Source organism: Enhygromyxa salina (assembly GCF_002994615.1).
GTDB lineage: Bacteria > Myxococcota_A > Polyangia > Nannocystales > Nannocystaceae > Plesiocystis > Plesiocystis salina_A.
On the sequence record NZ_PVNK01000214.1, the window covers coordinates 1 to 17293 of the forward strand.

Here is a 17293-nt window from a genome sequence, read left to right on the forward strand (position 1 = left end):
GACGGGGGGTGGGGGTGGAGGTGGGTCGCCGTCGCCCGGCGACAGGAGGAAGGGATAGGTGACGACCACGTTGCCGGCGTCTGGCGGCTTGGGGAATTTCCAGCGCTTGACCGCCTTGGCGACGCACTTGGACACGGTCGCGCTCTCGATCGTGCTCTCTTGTACGATCGAGCTCGCGACCTCGCCCCTCGAGGTGACCACGAACTTGATCGCAAGCATGCCGCCGAGGCTGGGGTCCTTGCTCAGCCCGGCGTTGTAGCAGCTGCGGACCTCGTTGATGTGGGCCCGGACGATCCGGCGGACGATGTCCTTGTCGAGCGAGCCCCGGATCGTGGGCCTGGCCTGCCGGACCGTCGGGACCCCCGTGCCCCGACCGCCGAAGCCGGCACCCGAGCCGCGGCCGTAGCCCGTGCCCGTGCCCGTGCCCGTGCCCGTGCCGCCCCCGCCGCCCGTGCCGATCAGCCTGGTGTCGCCGAGCTCGCTCGTGTCCTCGCTGGTCCCGCCGCCGCCGCGCCCGGTCCCGATCAGGCCCAGACCTCCGGTACCGTAGGCCTCGCCGATCTCGCTGCCGGTCAGGCCGCCCCACACCTCTTCGCTGTCCTTCGCCCCGTCGAACTCCCGCGCCATCTGGGGGACCACGCTCCGGGGGCCCTGCATGGCGTGGAGGCCGGACCTTGACCTGGACGTGGGCTTGCCCATTTGGCCCTCCTCGCCCTCGTGCCGTTGCCCCTGGCCGCCTGCTTGTTCGTCTGCCTTGGGCCTCGCTTCGGGCTGCTCGAGCACCGGGCCGCGGCCAAACCACAAGCTGGTCCGCGCGGTCGCGACCACGCCCTGCTCGCCGACGGTGAGGATGTCGGCCAGCGCCTTGCGATCGATGTTGAAGCGCGCGTAGTCGGCCTCGGTCTCGAGCACGAGCAGCGCCGTGAAGTCGCTGAGCACCCGGTGGGTCGTGGACAGCCGCACGATCTCCGCGCGGAGCTCGTCGCGCAGCGCCCGCTCACCCGGCTCGGTGCCCAGCTCGGAGCGCTGCAAGGTCTTGGCGTCGATCCGCGCGCCGACCCACGCGCGCTCGAGCAGCGCCTCGCTCACCTCCGTCAGCTCCACGGGGGCCTCGGTCGTCTGCTCGCCGCCGAGCAGCACCCGCATCGGCATGTCCTCGGGCAGCTTGGCGTAGACCAGGACCTCGTCGCCGGGCTGAACACCGTCGAGCTTGACCGGCCAGCTCCACTCGGCGCCCGGGACCGAGACCTCGATGTCCGACAGCGTGGCCAGCTTCAGGCGCGTCGCTAGGGTGTCCGCGGACGCGCGAGCGTCGAGCACGACGCCGTCGCGGGCGAGGCCGGCCGAGGTCATCGCCACCAGGGTGTCGCGGTCTTGGAGTCCACCATCGATGATCGCGTCGAGTCGCTCGACCCCGGCCTCGCCCAGCCCGGTCACCGCCGCCTCCAGCGCAAAGAGCTCGGTCTCGCCCGCGGTCGCGATGCCATCGCTGACCAGGACCACGCGCCGACTCCCGCCGACCTCGGCCAGCCGCGTCAGCGCGTGGGTCAGGTCCGAGGCGCCCATCGCCCGGCCGCTGTAGATCTTCTGGAGCTGCGCGGGGCCGAACCCGGTCGCGGAGCCCTCGTAGATCAGCGCGAGCTCCTGATCGAAGGTCATCACCCGCAAGCGGAAGTCCGCGCCCGCGCGCAGCTCGGCGACCAGGGCCTCGAGCCGGCGGAGCTGACCGTCGAAGCCCAGGGCCCGCGACGCGCTGGTGTCGAACAAGATCGTCAGCTCGTCGACCGGGTCGGGCGGCAGCTCCCCGACCGCGGCCACGCGCGCGAGCGCGAGCTCCTGGTGGCGGATCCCGACGGTCTCAGCCGGCCGCGCGGACGCGACCTCGAGGTTCTTGTCGGGCACGAAATTGTGCTCGAGCACGACGATCTCTTCGCGCGATGACGAGCTCCCGCCGATCGAGGTCGCGCCCGTCTTCGACCCGGCGCCCGCGGGCCGATCGATCACGATCTCGACGTCGAGCGTGTCGAGCTCGGGCAAGCCCTCGAGTATCATCCGGTAGGGCTCGCGCGAGTCCGTGAGCTCCTGCGAGTACGAGATGATCAGCTCCTTGCGCGCGTTGGCGGGGATCGGAAACACCCGGGCGGTGAAGCGGTTGCCGGCCTGCTTCTCGAGCAGCGCCGGGTCCTGCTTGCGGTGGAGGAAGTCCTCGTAGGCTCGGCGCGCGGCCTGGCGCTCGACGACCTCGCCCTCTTGCCAGCGCGCGCCGATCTTCATCGCAAAGCGCGAGATCGCGGCGTCGGGCGGCAGGTCGATCTGAAAGCGCCCCTCGATCGTGCGGGGCTCGGGGTTGTCGAAGACGAGGTGGAGCTCGGTGAAGGCGAGCGGCTCTTGAACGACCGCGCGCCCGGTCAGCGAGACCAACCGCAAGCCCGTCCCGTCGCTCGCGGTCAGGCTCAGCGGGGCCTCGGCTGCGCTGTCGTGGTTGGGGTCCGGGAGCGCGCGGGCCCCCAAGTCGGCGGCGAGGGGCTCGAGCGGCCCCGGAGCGGGCGAGTCCTCGCGTTGGGCGGGCGGCTGGCCCTTGGGTGCACACGCGCTGAGCAGGCCCCCGAGCATGATGGTCTGGAGACGGGGGACCCACCGATACGAGCGCATGAAGCCACGATACGATGGGCCCGCGACCGCGGCCACCGAGGACGCGGGCGGGGCGAGTGCGAGGACTCAACCCGAGCTTCGAACTTGTTGAGCTCGATGACGGAACTTCACCGGGCGCGAGCGGTCGGCGACCGAGATCGAGCTCGACAGTTCACGAGCTCGGATCCAGCTGGAGCTCGAGCTAGCAGGCCCGGCCGCGCCGCAGCCACAGCCCCAGGCCCGCGATCACGCCGAGCTCGAGCACGACCAACCACCAGCTCGGCGCGCGCTCGGGCGCGACGGGGACGAGCTCGCAGTCGCAGCCCTCGTCGGGCTGTTCGCCGTTGAGCATGACGCAGTCGCACTGCTCGCAGCCCGCGGGCAAGAGATCGGTGCCGCTGTCGTCGCGCAGCCAGCACAGCTCCGGCAGCGGCACGCCGTAGATGCCCCCTTCACCGCACGCGCCCCCGCGCGAGATGACCCCGGCCAGGCGCCACTCGCCCGACCCGAGCTGGACCAGCGCCGGACCGCCGGAGTCGCCGAGGCAGGTGTCCTTGCCCCCGCCGCCCGCTCGAAACTCGCGGCCCGACTCGTTGAACGAGGTCAGCGAGGCCAGGACCTCGCGCTTGGTCCCGACGACCGCGCTCTCGTCCTCGCCGTAGCCCACGAACCACAGCTGCGTGCCCGCTCGCATGACCTCGTCGAACTCGAGCGGATCGGTGATCGGGATGATCGGCTCGATCGCGACGGGCGCGGGCAGCCGGACCCACGCGAAGTCGTGGAGGTCTTCGCCGCAGTCGGCGGGCAGGCAAAAGTCGGGGTGGCGGCCCCACTCGCTCGACGACACCTCGTTGCCTGTGGCCAGATCGTCGCCGAAGTAGATCCGGACGTCGGCGACCGGCTCGGGGTCGAAGCAGTGGGCCGCCGTCAGGATCAGATCTGGCGCGATCAGGGTGCCCGTGCACAGCTTGCTGGTCCGGACCGCGACCACGGCCGGCCACTCACCCGGGTCGATGTCTTCGCCACCGTAGATCAGCGGGTCGCGCGGCTCGTGATCGATCTCGCCCGGGACCGTGGGTGGAGCTGCCAACCAGACACCGAACCAGAGCGCGACGAGCGACATCGAGGCCCCAGCATACCAGCACTGGCCGGCGGCGCTCATGCATACTCGGGCCGTGGCACGACCTCGCCCCCGCCCGGCTCCGGCTCCGCGCCCGCGGACGGTCGTGATCGGCCTGGTCGGCGCACAGCTCGACCGCGGCGGGCGCAAGCGCTGGGAGCGGTGGCGCCCGACCCTGGATCTGTGCCGCCACGAGGACTTCATCGTCGACCGGCTCGAGCTGCTGTTCACGGCGGGACCGCGGGGCCACGCGCACATCGTCGACGAGCTCGAGGCCGACCTCGCGGTCGTCAGCCCCGAGACCGCGCTGGTTCGCAACCCGATCGAGCTCGGCGATCCCTGGGACTTCGAGTCGGTCTACGCGGCGCTGCTCGACTTCGCCCGGGGCTACCGCTTCGCCGAGGACGAGGACTACCTGATCCACATCACGACCGGGACCCACGTCGTGCAGATCTGCCTGTTCTTGCTGACCGAGTCGCGCGAGCTCCCGGCCCGGCTGCTCCAGACCTCGCCGCCCGGGCCCGGGCAGTCGCGCAGCGAGCCCGGGACCTTGCGGATCATCGACCTCGACCTGTCGAAGTACGACCAGCTCGCCTCGCGCTCGGCCGCCCGCCAGGCCGCGGATCTGTCCTTCCTCAAGCAGGGCATCGAGACCCGAAACCCCGGGTTCAACGCGCTGATCGAGCGGATCGAGCGGGTCGTGCTCGCGAGCCGGGCGCCGATCTTGCTCTGCGGTCCGACGGGCTCGGGCAAGACTCGGCTCGCGCGGCGGATCTACGAGCTCGCCCGCGAGCGTCGGCAGGTTCGCGGGCGCCTCGTCGAGGTCAACTGCGCGACGCTGCGCGGCGACGGGGCCATGTCGGCGCTGTTCGGCCACGAGAAGGGCGCGTTCACGGGCGCGGTCGGCAAGCGACCCGGGCTGCTGCTCGCGGCCGACGGCGGGATCTTGTTCCTCGACGAGATCGGCGAGCTCGGCCTCGACGAGCAGGCGATGTTGCTGCGCGCGATCGAGGACCGCCGCTTCTTGCCGATGGGCAGCGAGCGCGAGACCGAGAGCGACTTCGCCCTGATCGCCGGGACCAACGTGGATCTGCGCGAGGCCGTCGCGAGCGGGAGCTTTCGCGCCGACCTGCTCGCGCGGATCGACCTGTGGACCTTCGAGCTCCCGGCCCTGCGCCAGCGGCCCGAGGACATCGAGCCCAACCTCGACTACGAGCTCGAGCGCTGGGCCGCGCGCAGCCACCTGCGGGTGACCTTCAACAAGGAGGCGCGGGCCAAGTTTCTGGCCTTCGCGCGCTCACCCGCGGCGACCTGGGCCGGGAATTTTCGCGACTTCTCGGCCGCGATCGAGCGCATGGCCACGCTCGCCGATGGGGCGCGGATCGACCTCGCCCTCGTTGACGAGGAGGTCGCGCGCCTGGTTCGGCAGTGGCGTCCAGTCGCGCGGCGGCCTGAGGGCGAGCTGCTCGAGGCCCTGCTCGGGGCCGAGGCCCTGGCGGAGATCGACCGCTTCGATCGGGCGCAGCTGGCCGAGGTCGTGAGCGTGTGTCGCGAGAGCGAGAGCCTGTCCGCGGCCGGGCGCGAGCTGTTCGCGGCCTCGCGCGCGCGCAGGCGCTCGCGCAATGACGCGGATCGGCTGCGCAAGTACCTGGCCCGCTTCGAGCTGAGCTTCGCTGACATCAAGGGCTGAGCGGCGCTCGACTCTTCCGCGCGAGGCTCTGCCAGCCCTGCCACCGAAGGAGGGGGCGCCGCAAAACTCCTGCCTGCCGCGACCTTCGCCTTGGTCGAGCGCCGCAAGACTCCTGCCTGCCGCGACCTTCGCCTTGGTCGAGCACCGCAAAACTCCTGCCTGCCGCGACTTCGAGCTCACAGACAAAGCGCGCGGACCTGCGGTCGCGGTGTGCTCCCAGCTGAGCTTGGTCACGACTGAGCGTGGGCCAGCGCGTGGTCCAGCCCGGCCTGGACGGCTGCGACCTGGGCGGCGTTGCAGATCTCCGGCGTGGCCTTGGGGCTGTCCGGATAGACCTCCGTGGTCGTGGTGAAGCGCGCACGCGTGAGGCCAGCGCACAGCCCCAGCGCCACGAGTGGATAGTTGATGACGCCGCGCTGGGTGACCTTTGATCCGATGATCTCACCGCGCTCGTCGGCCGGGGCGATGTGAGTGACCTGCTCGACGCCCGCGATGATCGCCGCCTGGAAGGCCTCTTGGGGGTTCTCGGTGTCGCCGACCGTGTAGAAGCCGTCGGGGATCAGGCCAGGCTCGAAGGCCTTGCCGTCGCGAGCTGCGAGCGCGGGTCGAAACTCGTCCTCGTCGCTGTCGGTGGTCTCGTGCAGATCGATGTGAACGAGGAAGCTGACGCCGAGCTGCGCGACGTGGCGCATCAGCGCCGCCGACTCCTCCGCCGGGCTGTTGGGCACGAAGGAGCGGTTGGGATCGATCGCCTGCGGGTTCCAGCGGTTGATCACCTCGTAGCCCCAGGGGCTGACGCAGGGCGCGACGACCAGGTTGAGGCGCTCGGCGTAGGCTGCGGCCGAGCTCGCGAGGAAGGCCAGCGCGCCCTGAACACCGCTGGTCTCGTAGCCATGGACACCGCCCGTGATCAGGACCCAAGGTGCGTCCGGCTCAACGCGGGCGCTGTGAACCGCAAACAGCGGGTAGCGATCGGCGTTGATGCTCAGGGCGCCGTACTGGCGGAGGTCGAACACCGAATCGAGGCGCTCGAGCTTGTCGAGCACCTCGTCTCGGTAGCTTCGCTCGATCTTTTGGCGGGCGTACCAGGTGGCCTTGTCAGCGTCGGTCCAAGGCTGGCCCGGCGTACCGATCGGATAAAAACGTTCAACGGTCATGGGTACCCTCGTCGAGGCCACTTTTTGCCACACGGGCCCCGCCCTGTCGACGATTCCAGCAATTCACGCCCACCCTAACATACGCGAGCGTCCGTTGGACGGGTGGACCCGCTGCCGTCGGACACACGAGCGGAGCCGTCGCCGCTCGCCAGGCCCCGGCGCTACAATGACGACTCATGCAGCTGGGAGCCTACGAGTTAATCCGCAAGATCGGCGCGGGCGGCATGGCCGAGGTCTGGATGGCCCGCCGGGTCGCGGCCGGCGGCGCGAGCAAGAACTTCGCCGTCAAACGCCTCGCCAAGCACCTGTCCGACAAGCCCGGCTACCGCGAGATGTTCCTGTCCGAGGCCCGGCTGTCGATGCTGCTGAGCCACTCGAACATCGTCCAGGTGTTCGACGCGGACGAGGACCAGGGCGAGCTGTTCTTGGCCATGGAGTGGATCGACGGCCTCGACCTCGCCCAGCTCGGCGACCGGCTCCGGGCCACGGGTGAGCGGCTCTCGCTGATCGCGGCCAGCTACGTGATCGCCGAGGTCCTCACCGCCCTCGCCTACGCCCACGATCTGCGCGACGAAGCCGGGGGCCAGGTCACGGTGGTCCACCGCGACATCTCACCGCAAAACGTGATGCTCTCGGTCTCGGGCGAGGTCAAGCTGATGGACTTCGGCATCGCCCGGCTGCAGTCCGAGGAGACCTCGGGCTCCCACATCAAGGGCAAGGTCCGCTACATGCCGCCCGAGCAGCTGCGCGGGGACACGCGCGCCCCGACGATCGATCTGTTCGCGGTCGGGGCCATGCTCCACGAGCTCCTCGACGGCCAGCGCTTTCGCGCTGACGCCAGCGACGAGGCCCGGCTCTACGGCATGGTCCTCGACGGCGAGGTCCCCGAGCTGCTCCACGCCGACGAGATTCCCCCCGAGCTCGAGGTCCTGCGCCAGCGCCTGCTCGCCGAGGACGTCGAAGATCGGATCCAGAGCGCGCGCGAGGCCCTCGAGTGCCTGTATCGCTGGCCCGGCTACCGCAACGCCAAGCTCGAGATCGCCACGCTGCTCAAGCGCCTGCGCGGGGTCGAGGCCCCGACGACGGGCGGGACGGCGGTCAAGACCGATCCTGGGGCCGGCGGGGCCGGCGAGGCCAAGACGGAGCTCGTCGCCCCGAACTTCGACCACGCCGAACCCGAGACCTCGCGGACCAAGCTGCTGGCCAGCTCCGACGAGGGGCCCGAGCTGTCGAGCACCCGGATGCTCCCGGGTCACGGCAAGCCGACCCTCGAGCAGGTCGACAACCCGGCGACCGAGCGTCGGGTCAAGGGCGCGGCCGCCGAGCGCGAGGACACCGAGCTCGGCGAGCGCGAGGGCACGACCCGGACCCGGCGCGAGCCCGCCCCGCGTCGAGGTCTCGGCCGCGTCGGCGCGAGCATCCTCGGCGTCCTCGCGCTCGCGGGCGTGGGCGCGGGTGTCGGCGCCGCGCTCGGGTGGTTCGAGCCCCCCGCGCCACCGCCCGGCGAGGACCCGAGCGAGCAGCCCGCGCCCGCGCCGGTCGTCGACGAGACCCGCCGCGCGCGGGTCCTCGGCGACGCGCTATCCGGCTACGCGGGCTTTCGCCACAAGGACATGGCGGCCCTCGCCCAGCTCGGGATCGAGTACGCCTACAGCGACGAGCCCGACAGCCACGCCCGCCTGAGCGCGCTCGGCCAAGGCGACGCGGAGTTTGCCCTCGCGAGCCTCGACCGTGTCCTGCTCGAGCGCCCGGCCGGAAAGATCGTCGCGCTCGTCAGTCTCTCGGTCGGCGCCGACGCGCTGATCCTCGACACCGTGCACCACCCCGAGCTCCAGACCCTGGCCGATCTGCCCAAGATGCTCGCCCACGGCGACGCCCGACCCGTGATGGCCTACGCCGGCGGGACCTCGAGCGAGTACTTGTCGCTCCACCTCGACCGGACCCTCGCGGCCCTCGACCGCAGCAGCCTGGTGATCTCGGACGACTTCGCTGACGTCGCCGCGGTCTGGAAGGCGCTCGAAGATCCCGCCACCCCCGTGGCTCTCGGTGTCTTGTGGGAGCCGTGGGTCAGCGAGGCGCGCCACGCCGGGATGACCGTCGCCGTCTCGACCCGCGACTTCCCCCACACGCTCATCGACGTGCTCGTCGCCAGCGATCGCGTGCTCGAGCAGGACCCCGAGCTCGTCGACGCGCTGGTGCTCGCCTACTACCGCCAGGCGATCGCCCTGCACCGCGAACCTCGACGCCTGCGCGAGCAGCTCGGCAAGGAGACCGGCCTCGACGCCGAGGACATCTCGCAGGTGATCGCCAGCCTCTGCATCCTGACGCCGCTCGGCGCCGAGCCCTGGCTCGTCGCCCCGCCTCCGAGCGCCGAGGGCGAGGCCCAGCGCGCGCTGATCGACAACGCGATCCACCACGTCTGGGCGACGCTGTCGCTCAGCGGCCGCGCCCAGGGCAAGCTCGGCGCGCCCGGGGACTACTACGACGATCGGGCGGTCCGAGCCGCGGCGGCCGACACCCGCGAGCTCCTGGCCGAGTCGGGGATCAGCGCGCTCGGGATCGAGAGCACCTGCCTCGAGGCTGACGCCACGCCGGGCTCGGCCGCCGAGGCCGCCACCCTCGAGCTCGGTCCCCTCGAGCTGCCGCCCTCGACGCTCGTCGCCCAGCCATGGTTCGTCGCGAACACCCCCGAGCTCGCCCTCGCCCTCGACGAGCTCCTCGAGGACGTCGAGTTCTCCCTCGCCGAGCTCAACGCCCAGACCATCGCCGTCCGGGTCGTCGGCTACGGCGACGGGCCCGGCTACAAGGGCCGCAAGCTCGGCGAGAAGCGGGCCAAGCGAGTCGCCGAGCTGCTCGAGGCGCGCGGGCTCGAGGTCCAGGTTACAGTCGAAGGCCGCGCGCTCGGCGAGACCGCGCCGACCTCCCGCGTCGAGTTCGAGCTGCTGCGCCGGGCTCGCGGCTGAGCGAGGAGCGAGGGCGAGGAGCGAGGGCGAGGAGCGAGGGCGAGGAGCGAGGGCGAGGGCCGGCGCTAAAAGGGCTGGCAGCTCGGGTCGCCGAGCTCGAGGTCGGCGGCGCTGCGCGGGCTCAGCTTGAAGTTCGAGAAGGACTCGAGCAGCACCCCGGTCACGCTGACAAAGCTCGAGTCGAGCGGGCACATGTTGTCGAGCGCCTCGAACATCAGATCATCGACGCGCAGCCCGTCGACCTCGAACTCGTCGTAGTCCATCGCGTCGGGGTTGACGTTGGTGATGACCACGTCCTCGACCCTCAGGAGCATCGACTCGTGGGCCTCGGCCTCGGCTCCGCCGGTTGCGATCTGCCCCGGCTCCATCAGCTTGGCCGCGAACCCGGGGCTCCCGTCGCCGGGGGTCACGATCGTGACCTCGGCGTCGACGAGCTCGGTCAGGTCGAAGTACTCCTCGACGGTGCCCTGAACGTCGACGAGGTCGCCGACCCCGAGCCCGCCCGGGTTGCCCCCGGTGAACACGAAGATCCCGGTGTAGGGCTGGCCGCTGCCGGTCTCGGCCGTGAACGCGCCGCCGTCGGGCTGGATCGCGGTCACGGTCAGGCCTTCGACGAGGACCACGGAGCCCGGCGGGACGTGGCCCGGATCGCTGGGGTCCTGGATCTGCTCGACGGTCGCCGGGCAGGCTTGGTTACCGGGGTTGGCCACCGGGCAGTCGTCGCAGGCGTCGCCCTTGCCGTCGTCGTCGGCGTCGGCCTGGTCGGCGTTGGGGTCGAGCGGGCAGTTGTCCTCGTCGTTGGCGACGCCGTCGTTGTCGCTGTCGTCGGGATCGGGGCCCTCGCACACCTCGCCCGCGTTGGACGGGCAGGGATCGCAGACGTCGCCGAGCCCGTCGAGGTCGCTGTCGGGCTGGTCCTCCCACATCGGAAAGGGCACGTTGAACACCGGGTTGAACACCTCGGGGCAGTTGTCGACCTCGTTCGGGATCCCGTCGCCGTCGAGATCCTCGGCGGTCGGGCCGTTGGGGTATTCGTCGCGCGAGGGCACGCAGCTGGGCTCGTCGTCGGGCAGACCGCAGAAGAACAGCGGGTAGCCAGCGGCGCCCTCGACCGCGCTGAGGCTGGTCCCGGTGTCTCGGGCCACGCACGCGCGCTTGGCCACGCCGCACACCTCGAGGGGCTCGCAGACCTCGGCTCCGAGCGCGCCCGAGCCGAGCAGCTCAGCGTCGCCGTAGAGCGGCTCGCCGCCGCGCAGGACCAGCGCGACCTTGGACTCGTGGCCACGCACGACCGCGCCGTGGTCGGCCTCGCCCTGCTTGGCGAAGACCGCGATGTCGGCGACCCAGCCGACCGAGAGCTCACCGATCGCAAGCTCGCCCCCGACCGCCTGCGCGCCGCCGCGGGTCGCCATCGCCCACAGGTCGCGGTCGGAGAAGTAGTCGCCGTAGTGGGTGTCGTCGAGGTACGCGGCGCAGGCCAGCTCGCGCAGCATGTTCATCGAACCCGAGGGCAGCCAGTCGGTCCCGAGCGCGAGCGGGATCCCGAGGGCGTCGAACATCGTGACCGGCGCGGTCGCGCCGTAGAGCACGACGTTGGACCGCGGCGACCAGATGACCTTGGCGTCGGCGTCGGCGATCTGCTGGGCCAGCGCGAGCGGGGCCCCGAGCGCGTGGACGACCGCGGTGTTGGACTCGACCACGTCGGTCGCCCCGGAGGTCGTGCAGACCAGCTCGTTGCTGGCGTACTCGTTGATGCCCTCGGCGATGTGCGGCAGGTAGGCGCCGCCGTCGAGGTCCTGGCTCGTGGTCGGATCGCCGCCGTAGCTGCAGCCCGAGGCCTGCTGGATCCCGTCGTTGTCGTCGAGGGGGAAGGTGTCGCTGTCGGCCTGGGGGATGCTCAGGCCCTCGAGCCCGCCCGAGTCGAGGTTGCGCAGGAGCCCGGGCTCGCCGCCGGCGCTCGCCGCCGAGGTCGCCCCCGCCATCACGAAGCGCAGCTCGGCGGCGAGCACCGTCTCGGCCGAGGCCCCGCCCGCGGTCGAGAGCGCGGCGTGGCCGTTGAGGCCCTTGCGCCAGTCGTGGCGGTGGTCGTAGCGATCGACGCCCGCGCCGATCGGCCAGTTGTTGGCGAAGGAGATGTGGTCGTGGGGGTTGATCAGCCCGGGCGAGACGACCGCGTCGGCGCAGGTCAAGGTCGCGTCGGCGGCCTCGCACTCGCAGCCGACGCAGGTGATCTCGCCGCCCTCGATCCGGACCGAGCCGCCGCGGTAGACGGCGTCGGGACCCAGCACGTCGCCGCGGATCAGCAGCGAGCCGCCAGCTTGGCCCTCGGCGGTGCAGGTGCCCGCGTCCGCGGGCTCGAGCTCGCCGCACTCGACGATCTCCGCTTCGTCGCCGGTCTCACCGGTCTCGCCGGTCTCGCTGGTGTCGTCGGACTTGCCACAGGCGGCGGCCGAGGCCACCAGCAGCGAGAGAATGGATGCGAGCTGACGAGTCGACATGGCGGTCCGCGACAGTTGCACGACTGGGCGCCCAGGGCTACAGCCTCCGCCGCGACGCGATGTCGACGCCATGCCCGGTCTGCGCTCGTGCGCGTTCGCGCCGACTTGCGCCAGCACGGTCACGCCCGCGAGCGACTCTCCCCCGCTGAAGCGCCCTCACTTGGGACAACACGCGAAACTCGTGGGTGACATGGGGGCTGTCGAGCGGGCATCATCGTCGGGAACTTCGAGTCGGCGACCGCGCGTCGCCTCTCCAAAGCCCTGACCATGGCCCGTCTACATTTTCTTCACCGCCCCCTGATCCCATTTACAGCCCTCGGACTCGCCTGTGGCGCCCTCGCCTGCGCGGACGATCCGCCCGACGGCAGCACCAGCCTCACAAACGGTGAGCTCGGCGACGGCGACGCAGACACCGAGACCGGCGACGGCGACGGCGACTCGGGCGACGGAGACGGCGACTCGGGCGACGGAGACGGCGACCCCGGGGACGGCGACGGCGACTCGGGCGACGGAGACGGAGACGGCGACGGCGACGGCGACACCGGGGACGGCGACGGCGACACCGGGGACGGCGACGGCGACTCGCTGTGCGGCAACGCCGTGGTCGACCCGGGCGAGGAGTGCGACGTCGGCAACGAGACCATGTACTGCGACAGCGACTGCACCTTCGCCGTGTGCGGCGACGGCTATCACAACACGCTGTCCGAGGAGTGCGACGACGGCAACGCCCAGAACAACGACGGCTGCATCGGCCCCTGCGTGATCAACGTCTGCGGCGACGGGACCGTGTGGGAGGGCGTCGAGGAGTGCGACGACGCCAACAACGTCAACACCGACGAGTGCAAGAACGACTGCACCAACGCCTTTTGCGGCGACGGGGTCATCTGGGAAGAGGTCGAGCAGTGTGAAGACCTGAACATGGTCGACACCGACGCGTGCACCAACACCTGCCAAGACGCCGTGTGCGGCGACGGGATCTTGTGGGAGGGCGTGGAGGTCTGCGACGACAACAACTTCGACGACGACGACATGTGCCCGGGCAGCTGCGAGCCGGCCTTTTGCGGCGACGGCTACACCCTCCTCGGCGTCGAGGAGTGCGACGACGCCAACATGGTCGACGACGACTTCTGCACCAACGACTGCACCTCGAACGGCTGGTACGACGACTTCGAATCCAACGATCTCAACACCCTGCCGTGGTCGAGCGACGGCGACGCGATGTGGGCCACGAGCAACACCGAGCCCCACCAGGGCAGCTTCGGCGCCGCGAGCGGGACGATCACCAACAGCCAGCAGAGCCACCTCGAGGTCACGCTCCTGATCCCCTCGGACAGCGAGATCAGCTTCTGGTACCGGGTCAGCAGCGAGGCCAACTTCGACTATCTGCGCTTTTACATCGACGACGTCCAGCAAGGTAACGGCTGGTCCGGCGACCTCGCCTGGGCCCAGGCCAGCTACCCGGTCGACGCGGGCAACCACACCTTCCGCTGGTCCTACACCAAGGACGGCTCGGTCAGCTCGTTCTCCGACAAGGCCTGGATCGACGAGGTCGACATCGGCCTCCCGCCGTGATCACGACTCGGGTCAAGGGCGATCAAGGGCGATTGAGCGCGCGGAAATCGGCGGCGTAAGCCCGATTGCGCAGATCAAATTCGATCAAGTCGTCGTCGGGCGTCACGTCGAACAGCGGCCGGGCGACCACGCGCATCAGCCCGTAGGGCAGCAGGCCGACCACCGCGACGCCGGCCCACGACCACCAGCCGCTCGCAAACAGCTCGAAGCGCTCGGCGAGATAGAGCAGCCCGGCGATCGCGGCGAGCGTGAACCCGGCGACCGAGAGCGCGTCGCTGATGCGCGCGTTCCGGAGCCGCCGGAGGTGCCCGCGGCAGACCGGCACCGTTGACTGCCAGCGCTGGATCACGTCGTCCGACAGCGGCCTGAAGTAGTAGCCGAGCACCTCGTCGATCCCGGCCGCGTGATCGGGCGAGGCCTTCCCGCACACCGGGCAGCGATCGGGGAAGCGAACGGGGTGACGCTTGGGGAGCACGACGGGAGCGTGACGGGGCATGCCAGACTCAATCGTGCCGCAAAATCAGCCGCAGTTCAGCCCGCCTAGTCACGCCGATTTTGCACGGGCTCGAGGAAGAACCCCGCGACGCTCGCACGGACGTTGTGGCCGGCCGCCGAGCTGACCCGCGAGATCATGTGCGGCGCCCCGGCCAGGACCACGAGGCGGTTGGGCTTGGGCATCACGAAGCTGCCGCAGCCCATGTCGAGCAGCCGCTCGGAGTAGTCCTCGGTCTCGAACCTGTAGCCCATGATCGGGAGCTCGTCGTCGTCGGGGTCCTCGCCCTCGGGCTCGCCGAGCTCACCGATGAGCAGCTCCCCGCCCCAGTGCGCGTTCCAGTGGGGATGCGCGTAGTAGACGAAGGCGCCGGCGTAGAGCGCGTGGTCGTCGACGTGCCACGAGAGCGCGGTGCCGTGGGGGTAGACATAGGGCCGCGCGCTGACGCTCGCCCAGCTGTCACTGACGAGGCCCTCGTGGAGCTCGGGCCGGGTCAGCAGCGCATGGATCACGCGATCGATCGGCGTCTCGCTCGGGTAGCGGTGGGGGTCCGCGTCGTCGTGGCGGGCGGCGGGGTCGCGGCCGTGGGTGCGGATCTCCTGGCCGCCGAGCGGGACCCCATCGTCGAGCTTCCAGGCCCCGCGGCTGCGCGTGACCGGCAGCAGGTCGACGAACTGAAAGTGGCTCCAGACCTCGGTCCACGCGTCTTCGTCGAGGAAGTCGTCGATCACGCGGAAGCTGGGGTGGTCGATCGTGCTCGGCACCGACGAGACCTTTTCACGGCTCGCGCAGGTCGGCAAGGGCGGGGCCCCGGCGGGTTGTTCGTCGAGGCCGACGAGCGCCGGCCGACGGCGGGCGCGGCCCCGAGCCCGATCCCCTCCTCGCCGAGCGCGTTGGCGACCCACACGACGCAGTCGGGGACCCAGCCCAACTCGGCGATGCGCTCGCTCGCCGCTCCGAGCCGAGCTCAGCCCGGCTTCGGCTCGGCGCACGCGCTTCTCTTGTCAGCCTACGCGCGGCGTCTATGCTCGCCCCCTTCGCGGGCCCGTCCCGCAGGAGCGAGCCCAGCATGCGAGTCATGGAAGTCCGAGAAGCAGGTGCCCCCCTCGTCCTCGCCGAGCGCGAGATCAGCGAGCCCGGTCCGGGTGAGGTGCGCATCGAGGTCGCCGCCTGCGGCATCTGTCACAGCGACGCCTTCGTCAAGTACGCGGGCTACCCCGGCCTCGAGCTCCCGCGGGTCCCGGGCCACGAGGTCGCCGGCACCATCGACGCGGTCGGTGAGGGCGTCAGCGTGTGGAAGATCGGCGATCGGGTCGGCGTCGGCTGGCACGGCGGGCACTGCTTTCAGTGCCAGGCCTGCCGCCGCGGCCACTTCATCAACTGCGCCAACGCCAAGATCACCGGCATCTCCCACGACGGCGGCTACGGCGAGTACATGATCTCGCCGTGGGAGGCGGTCGCGCGGCTGCCCGACGACATCGACTTCGTCAACGCCGGCCCGCTGCTGTGCGCGGGCGTCACCACCTACAATTCGCTGCGCAACAGCGGCGCGCGCCCGGGCGACACCGTCGCGATTCAGGGCATCGGCGGCCTCGGTCACCTCGCGGTCCAGTACGCGCACAAGATGGGCTTTCGGACCGTCGCCCTCTCGCGCGGCGCCGACAAGGAGGCCCTCGCCAGGGAGCTCGGCGCCAGCGCTTACATCGACACCGAGGCCCAGCGGTCCGGCAAGGCCCTCGCAGCCCTCGGCGGCGCGGATCTGATCCTCGCAACCGCCCCCAACGCCGCGGCGATCTCAGCCCTGCCAGCCGGGCTCAAGCCCCGGGGCAAGCTCATGCTCGTCGCCGCGCCCCAGGGCAAGCTCGAGGTCAGCGCGGTCCGCTTGCTCAGCGGCAAACAGATCCACGGCTGGTCGAGCGGCACCGCCGTCGACTCCGAGGACACCCTCGAGTTCAGCGTCCTCGCCGACGTCCGCCCGCGCATCGAGACCTTCCCCCTCGAGCAGGCCAACGAGGCCTTCGAGCTGATGATGACCAACAAGGCCCGGTTCCGCGCGGTCCTGACGATCGCCGAGCGTTCGTGACTCCAAGCGGGACCGACCGCCGGCGGGCTTCGAGTGACGCGACCGACGAGGGCGGCCCCCCGGTGCGAGGGGCCAAATGACCGCCCACGAGTGAGCGCGATCATTTGGCGACGCTCGGGAGCGCGGGCCCCTGCCCGACCACGACCATCTCGCTGACGCGGCCGTCGAGGGCCGGCAAGCTCCCGGCCGGATACTCGCGGACCCGACGATCCTCGCCGACCACGCTCAGGCCCTCGCGCGACGCGACCCAGAAGCGATGGCGCGCGTCGATCGCGATCGCCTCGGCGGTCTCGCACGCGTACTGCGTTCCAGCCAGGCGCCAGATCTTGGTCGGCGGCTTCGGGGTCACGCGCACGAGGTCGCAGGTGCGGGTCACGAGCCCGGCGTAGCCGTCGGCCGAGACGGCGAGGTCCGTCGCATAGCTGCGCGAGCCCTTGGTCTCGATCAGCACGTTCTCGAGTTGGGTCGGGTGGAGGCGGCTCAGCTTGGCGCCGTTGGTCGTGTGGACCCGGCCGAGCGCGGACGGGGTCGGGTGGAGCAAGCGCGGCGTCGCACCAATGATCGACAGGTCGAGGGGCCGCCACTGGCCCTGCGCGCGGTAAAAGGCAGCCCTGGGCCCGACGACCCAGACCACGCCCTCGCTGTCGATCGCGACCTCGACCTCGGCGCCATGCTCAGCGTCGCCCTCGAGCCCGAGCTCGGCCAGCGGCGTCATCTCCCACTCGCCCTCGACTCGGGTCCCGACGCCGCCGCCAGCGACCACCCACACGGCCCCGTCTTTGGCCAGCGCGACGTGATCGACCGGCGCCACGCCCTCGAGCGAGAGGCCCTCGACCTCGACGAGCGCGTCACCTTGGAGCTCGCGTAGCGAGCGAGCATCGAGGACATGGACGCGCCCCTCGGGGCCAATGAACAGGTCGAGGATCGCGCGAGCGGGGGTGTCGACCAACACCTTCGCGCCCCGGTGATCGAGGCGCACGATCCGCTGACGGTCGATGACAAGGTAGACCGGGCCGGGCTCGGCGACGTCCGGTGCCGAGCCGACAGATCGATCAACTTCACTCCGTGAAGGCGGCGACGAGCGCT

11 protein-coding genes are annotated in these 17293 nt (G+C 70.9%); 4 read left to right on the plus strand and 7 right to left on the minus strand.

The window, feature by feature from the left end:
• Both ENSA5_RS25025 and ENSA5_RS25030 read right to left on the minus strand, forming a co-directional pair.
• A partial coding sequence (locus ENSA5_RS25025) for an AgmX/PglI C-terminal domain-containing protein (protein WP_146156085.1) occupies positions 1–2652 on the minus strand: 2652 nt, incomplete at its 3' end.
• A gap of 181 nt (positions 2653–2833) precedes the next feature.
• Positions 2834–3754 (minus strand): S1 family peptidase, encoded by a 921-nt coding sequence (locus ENSA5_RS25030; protein WP_181198119.1) that lies wholly within the window; start codon positions 3752–3754, stop codon positions 2834–2836.
• Between the two features lie 52 nt (positions 3755–3806).
• On the opposite strand from ENSA5_RS25030, the gene rtcR reads away from it, so the two are divergent.
• A complete protein-coding gene (gene rtcR / locus ENSA5_RS25035; RefSeq protein ID WP_258183011.1) occupies positions 3807–5441 on the plus strand; it encodes an RNA repair transcriptional activator RtcR in 1635 nt (544 codons plus the stop codon).
• 230 nt (positions 5442–5671) lie between these two features.
• On the opposite strand, the gene ENSA5_RS25040 is transcribed toward rtcR, so the two are convergent.
• Complete coding sequence (locus tag ENSA5_RS25040; RefSeq protein ID WP_106394224.1) at positions 5672–6598, minus strand: M14 family metallopeptidase; 927 nt, start codon at positions 6596–6598, stop codon at positions 5672–5674.
• Positions 6599–6774: 176 nt separating this feature from the next.
• Between ENSA5_RS25040 and ENSA5_RS25045 the strand changes: the two genes are divergently transcribed.
• Positions 6775–9561 carry a serine/threonine-protein kinase gene (locus ENSA5_RS25045; protein WP_106394225.1) on the plus strand — a complete coding sequence of 929 codons (2787 nt, stop codon included), beginning with the start codon at positions 6775–6777 and terminating at the stop codon, positions 9559–9561.
• Positions 9562–9626: 65 nt separating this feature from the next.
• Here the strand turns inward: ENSA5_RS25045 and ENSA5_RS39345 are convergent, their stop codons facing one another.
• Complete coding sequence (locus tag ENSA5_RS39345; RefSeq protein ID WP_181198120.1) at positions 9627–12059, minus strand: amidohydrolase family protein; 2433 nt, start codon at positions 12057–12059, stop codon at positions 9627–9629.
• A gap of 267 nt (positions 12060–12326) precedes the next feature.
• Between ENSA5_RS39345 and ENSA5_RS25060 the strand changes: the two genes are divergently transcribed.
• On the plus strand, positions 12327–13631 hold the full coding sequence (locus ENSA5_RS25060) for a DUF4215 domain-containing protein (protein ID WP_181198121.1): 1305 nt from the start codon (positions 12327–12329) through the stop codon (positions 13629–13631).
• A 22-nt stretch (positions 13632–13653) separates the two neighbouring features.
• On the opposite strand, the gene ENSA5_RS25065 is transcribed toward ENSA5_RS25060, so the two are convergent.
• Both ENSA5_RS25065 and ENSA5_RS25070 read right to left on the minus strand, forming a co-directional pair.
• Entirely contained in the window at positions 13654–14127 is a 474-nt protein-coding gene (locus ENSA5_RS25065) for a hypothetical protein (protein WP_106394228.1), read from the minus strand.
• A 44-nt stretch (positions 14128–14171) separates the two neighbouring features.
• Positions 14172–14888 carry a 2OG-Fe(II) oxygenase gene (locus ENSA5_RS25070; protein ID WP_146156087.1) on the minus strand — a complete coding sequence of 239 codons (717 nt, stop codon included), beginning with the start codon at positions 14886–14888 and terminating at the stop codon, positions 14172–14174.
• Between the two features lie 305 nt (positions 14889–15193).
• Between ENSA5_RS25070 and ENSA5_RS25075 the strand changes: the two genes are divergently transcribed.
• Positions 15194–16207, plus strand: coding sequence for an alcohol dehydrogenase (locus tag ENSA5_RS25075; protein WP_106394230.1), 1014 nt, complete (start codon positions 15194–15196; stop codon positions 16205–16207).
• 100 nt (positions 16208–16307) lie between these two features.
• Here the strand turns inward: ENSA5_RS25075 and ENSA5_RS25080 are convergent, their stop codons facing one another.
• Positions 16308–17186, minus strand: coding sequence for a hypothetical protein (locus ENSA5_RS25080; RefSeq protein WP_181198122.1), 879 nt, complete (start codon positions 17184–17186; stop codon positions 16308–16310).
• Positions 17187–17293 lie beyond the last annotated feature (107 nt).

Bases quoted from the DNA above. Each gene is read 5' to 3' on its own strand.
- ENSA5_RS39345 (WP_181198120.1), bottom strand. From the start codon at position 12,059: ATGTCGACTCGTCAGCTCGCATCCATTCTCTCGCTGCTGGTGGCCTCG.
- ENSA5_RS25040 (WP_106394224.1), bottom strand. From the start codon at position 6,598: ATGACCGTTGAACGTTTTTATCCGATCGGTACGCCGGGCCAGCCTTGG.
- ENSA5_RS25060 (WP_181198121.1), top strand. From the start codon at position 12,327: ATGGCCCGTCTACATTTTCTTCACCGCCCCCTGATCCCATTTACAGCC.
- ENSA5_RS25030 (WP_181198119.1), bottom strand. From the start codon at position 3,754: ATGTCGCTCGTCGCGCTCTGGTTCGGTGTCTGGTTGGCAGCTCCACCC.
- ENSA5_RS25065 (WP_106394228.1), bottom strand. From the start codon at position 14,127: ATGCCCCGTCACGCTCCCGTCGTGCTCCCCAAGCGTCACCCCGTTCGC.
- ENSA5_RS25075 (WP_106394230.1), top strand. From the start codon at position 15,194: ATGCGAGTCATGGAAGTCCGAGAAGCAGGTGCCCCCCTCGTCCTCGCC.
- ENSA5_RS25045 (WP_106394225.1), top strand. From the start codon at position 6,775: ATGCAGCTGGGAGCCTACGAGTTAATCCGCAAGATCGGCGCGGGCGGC.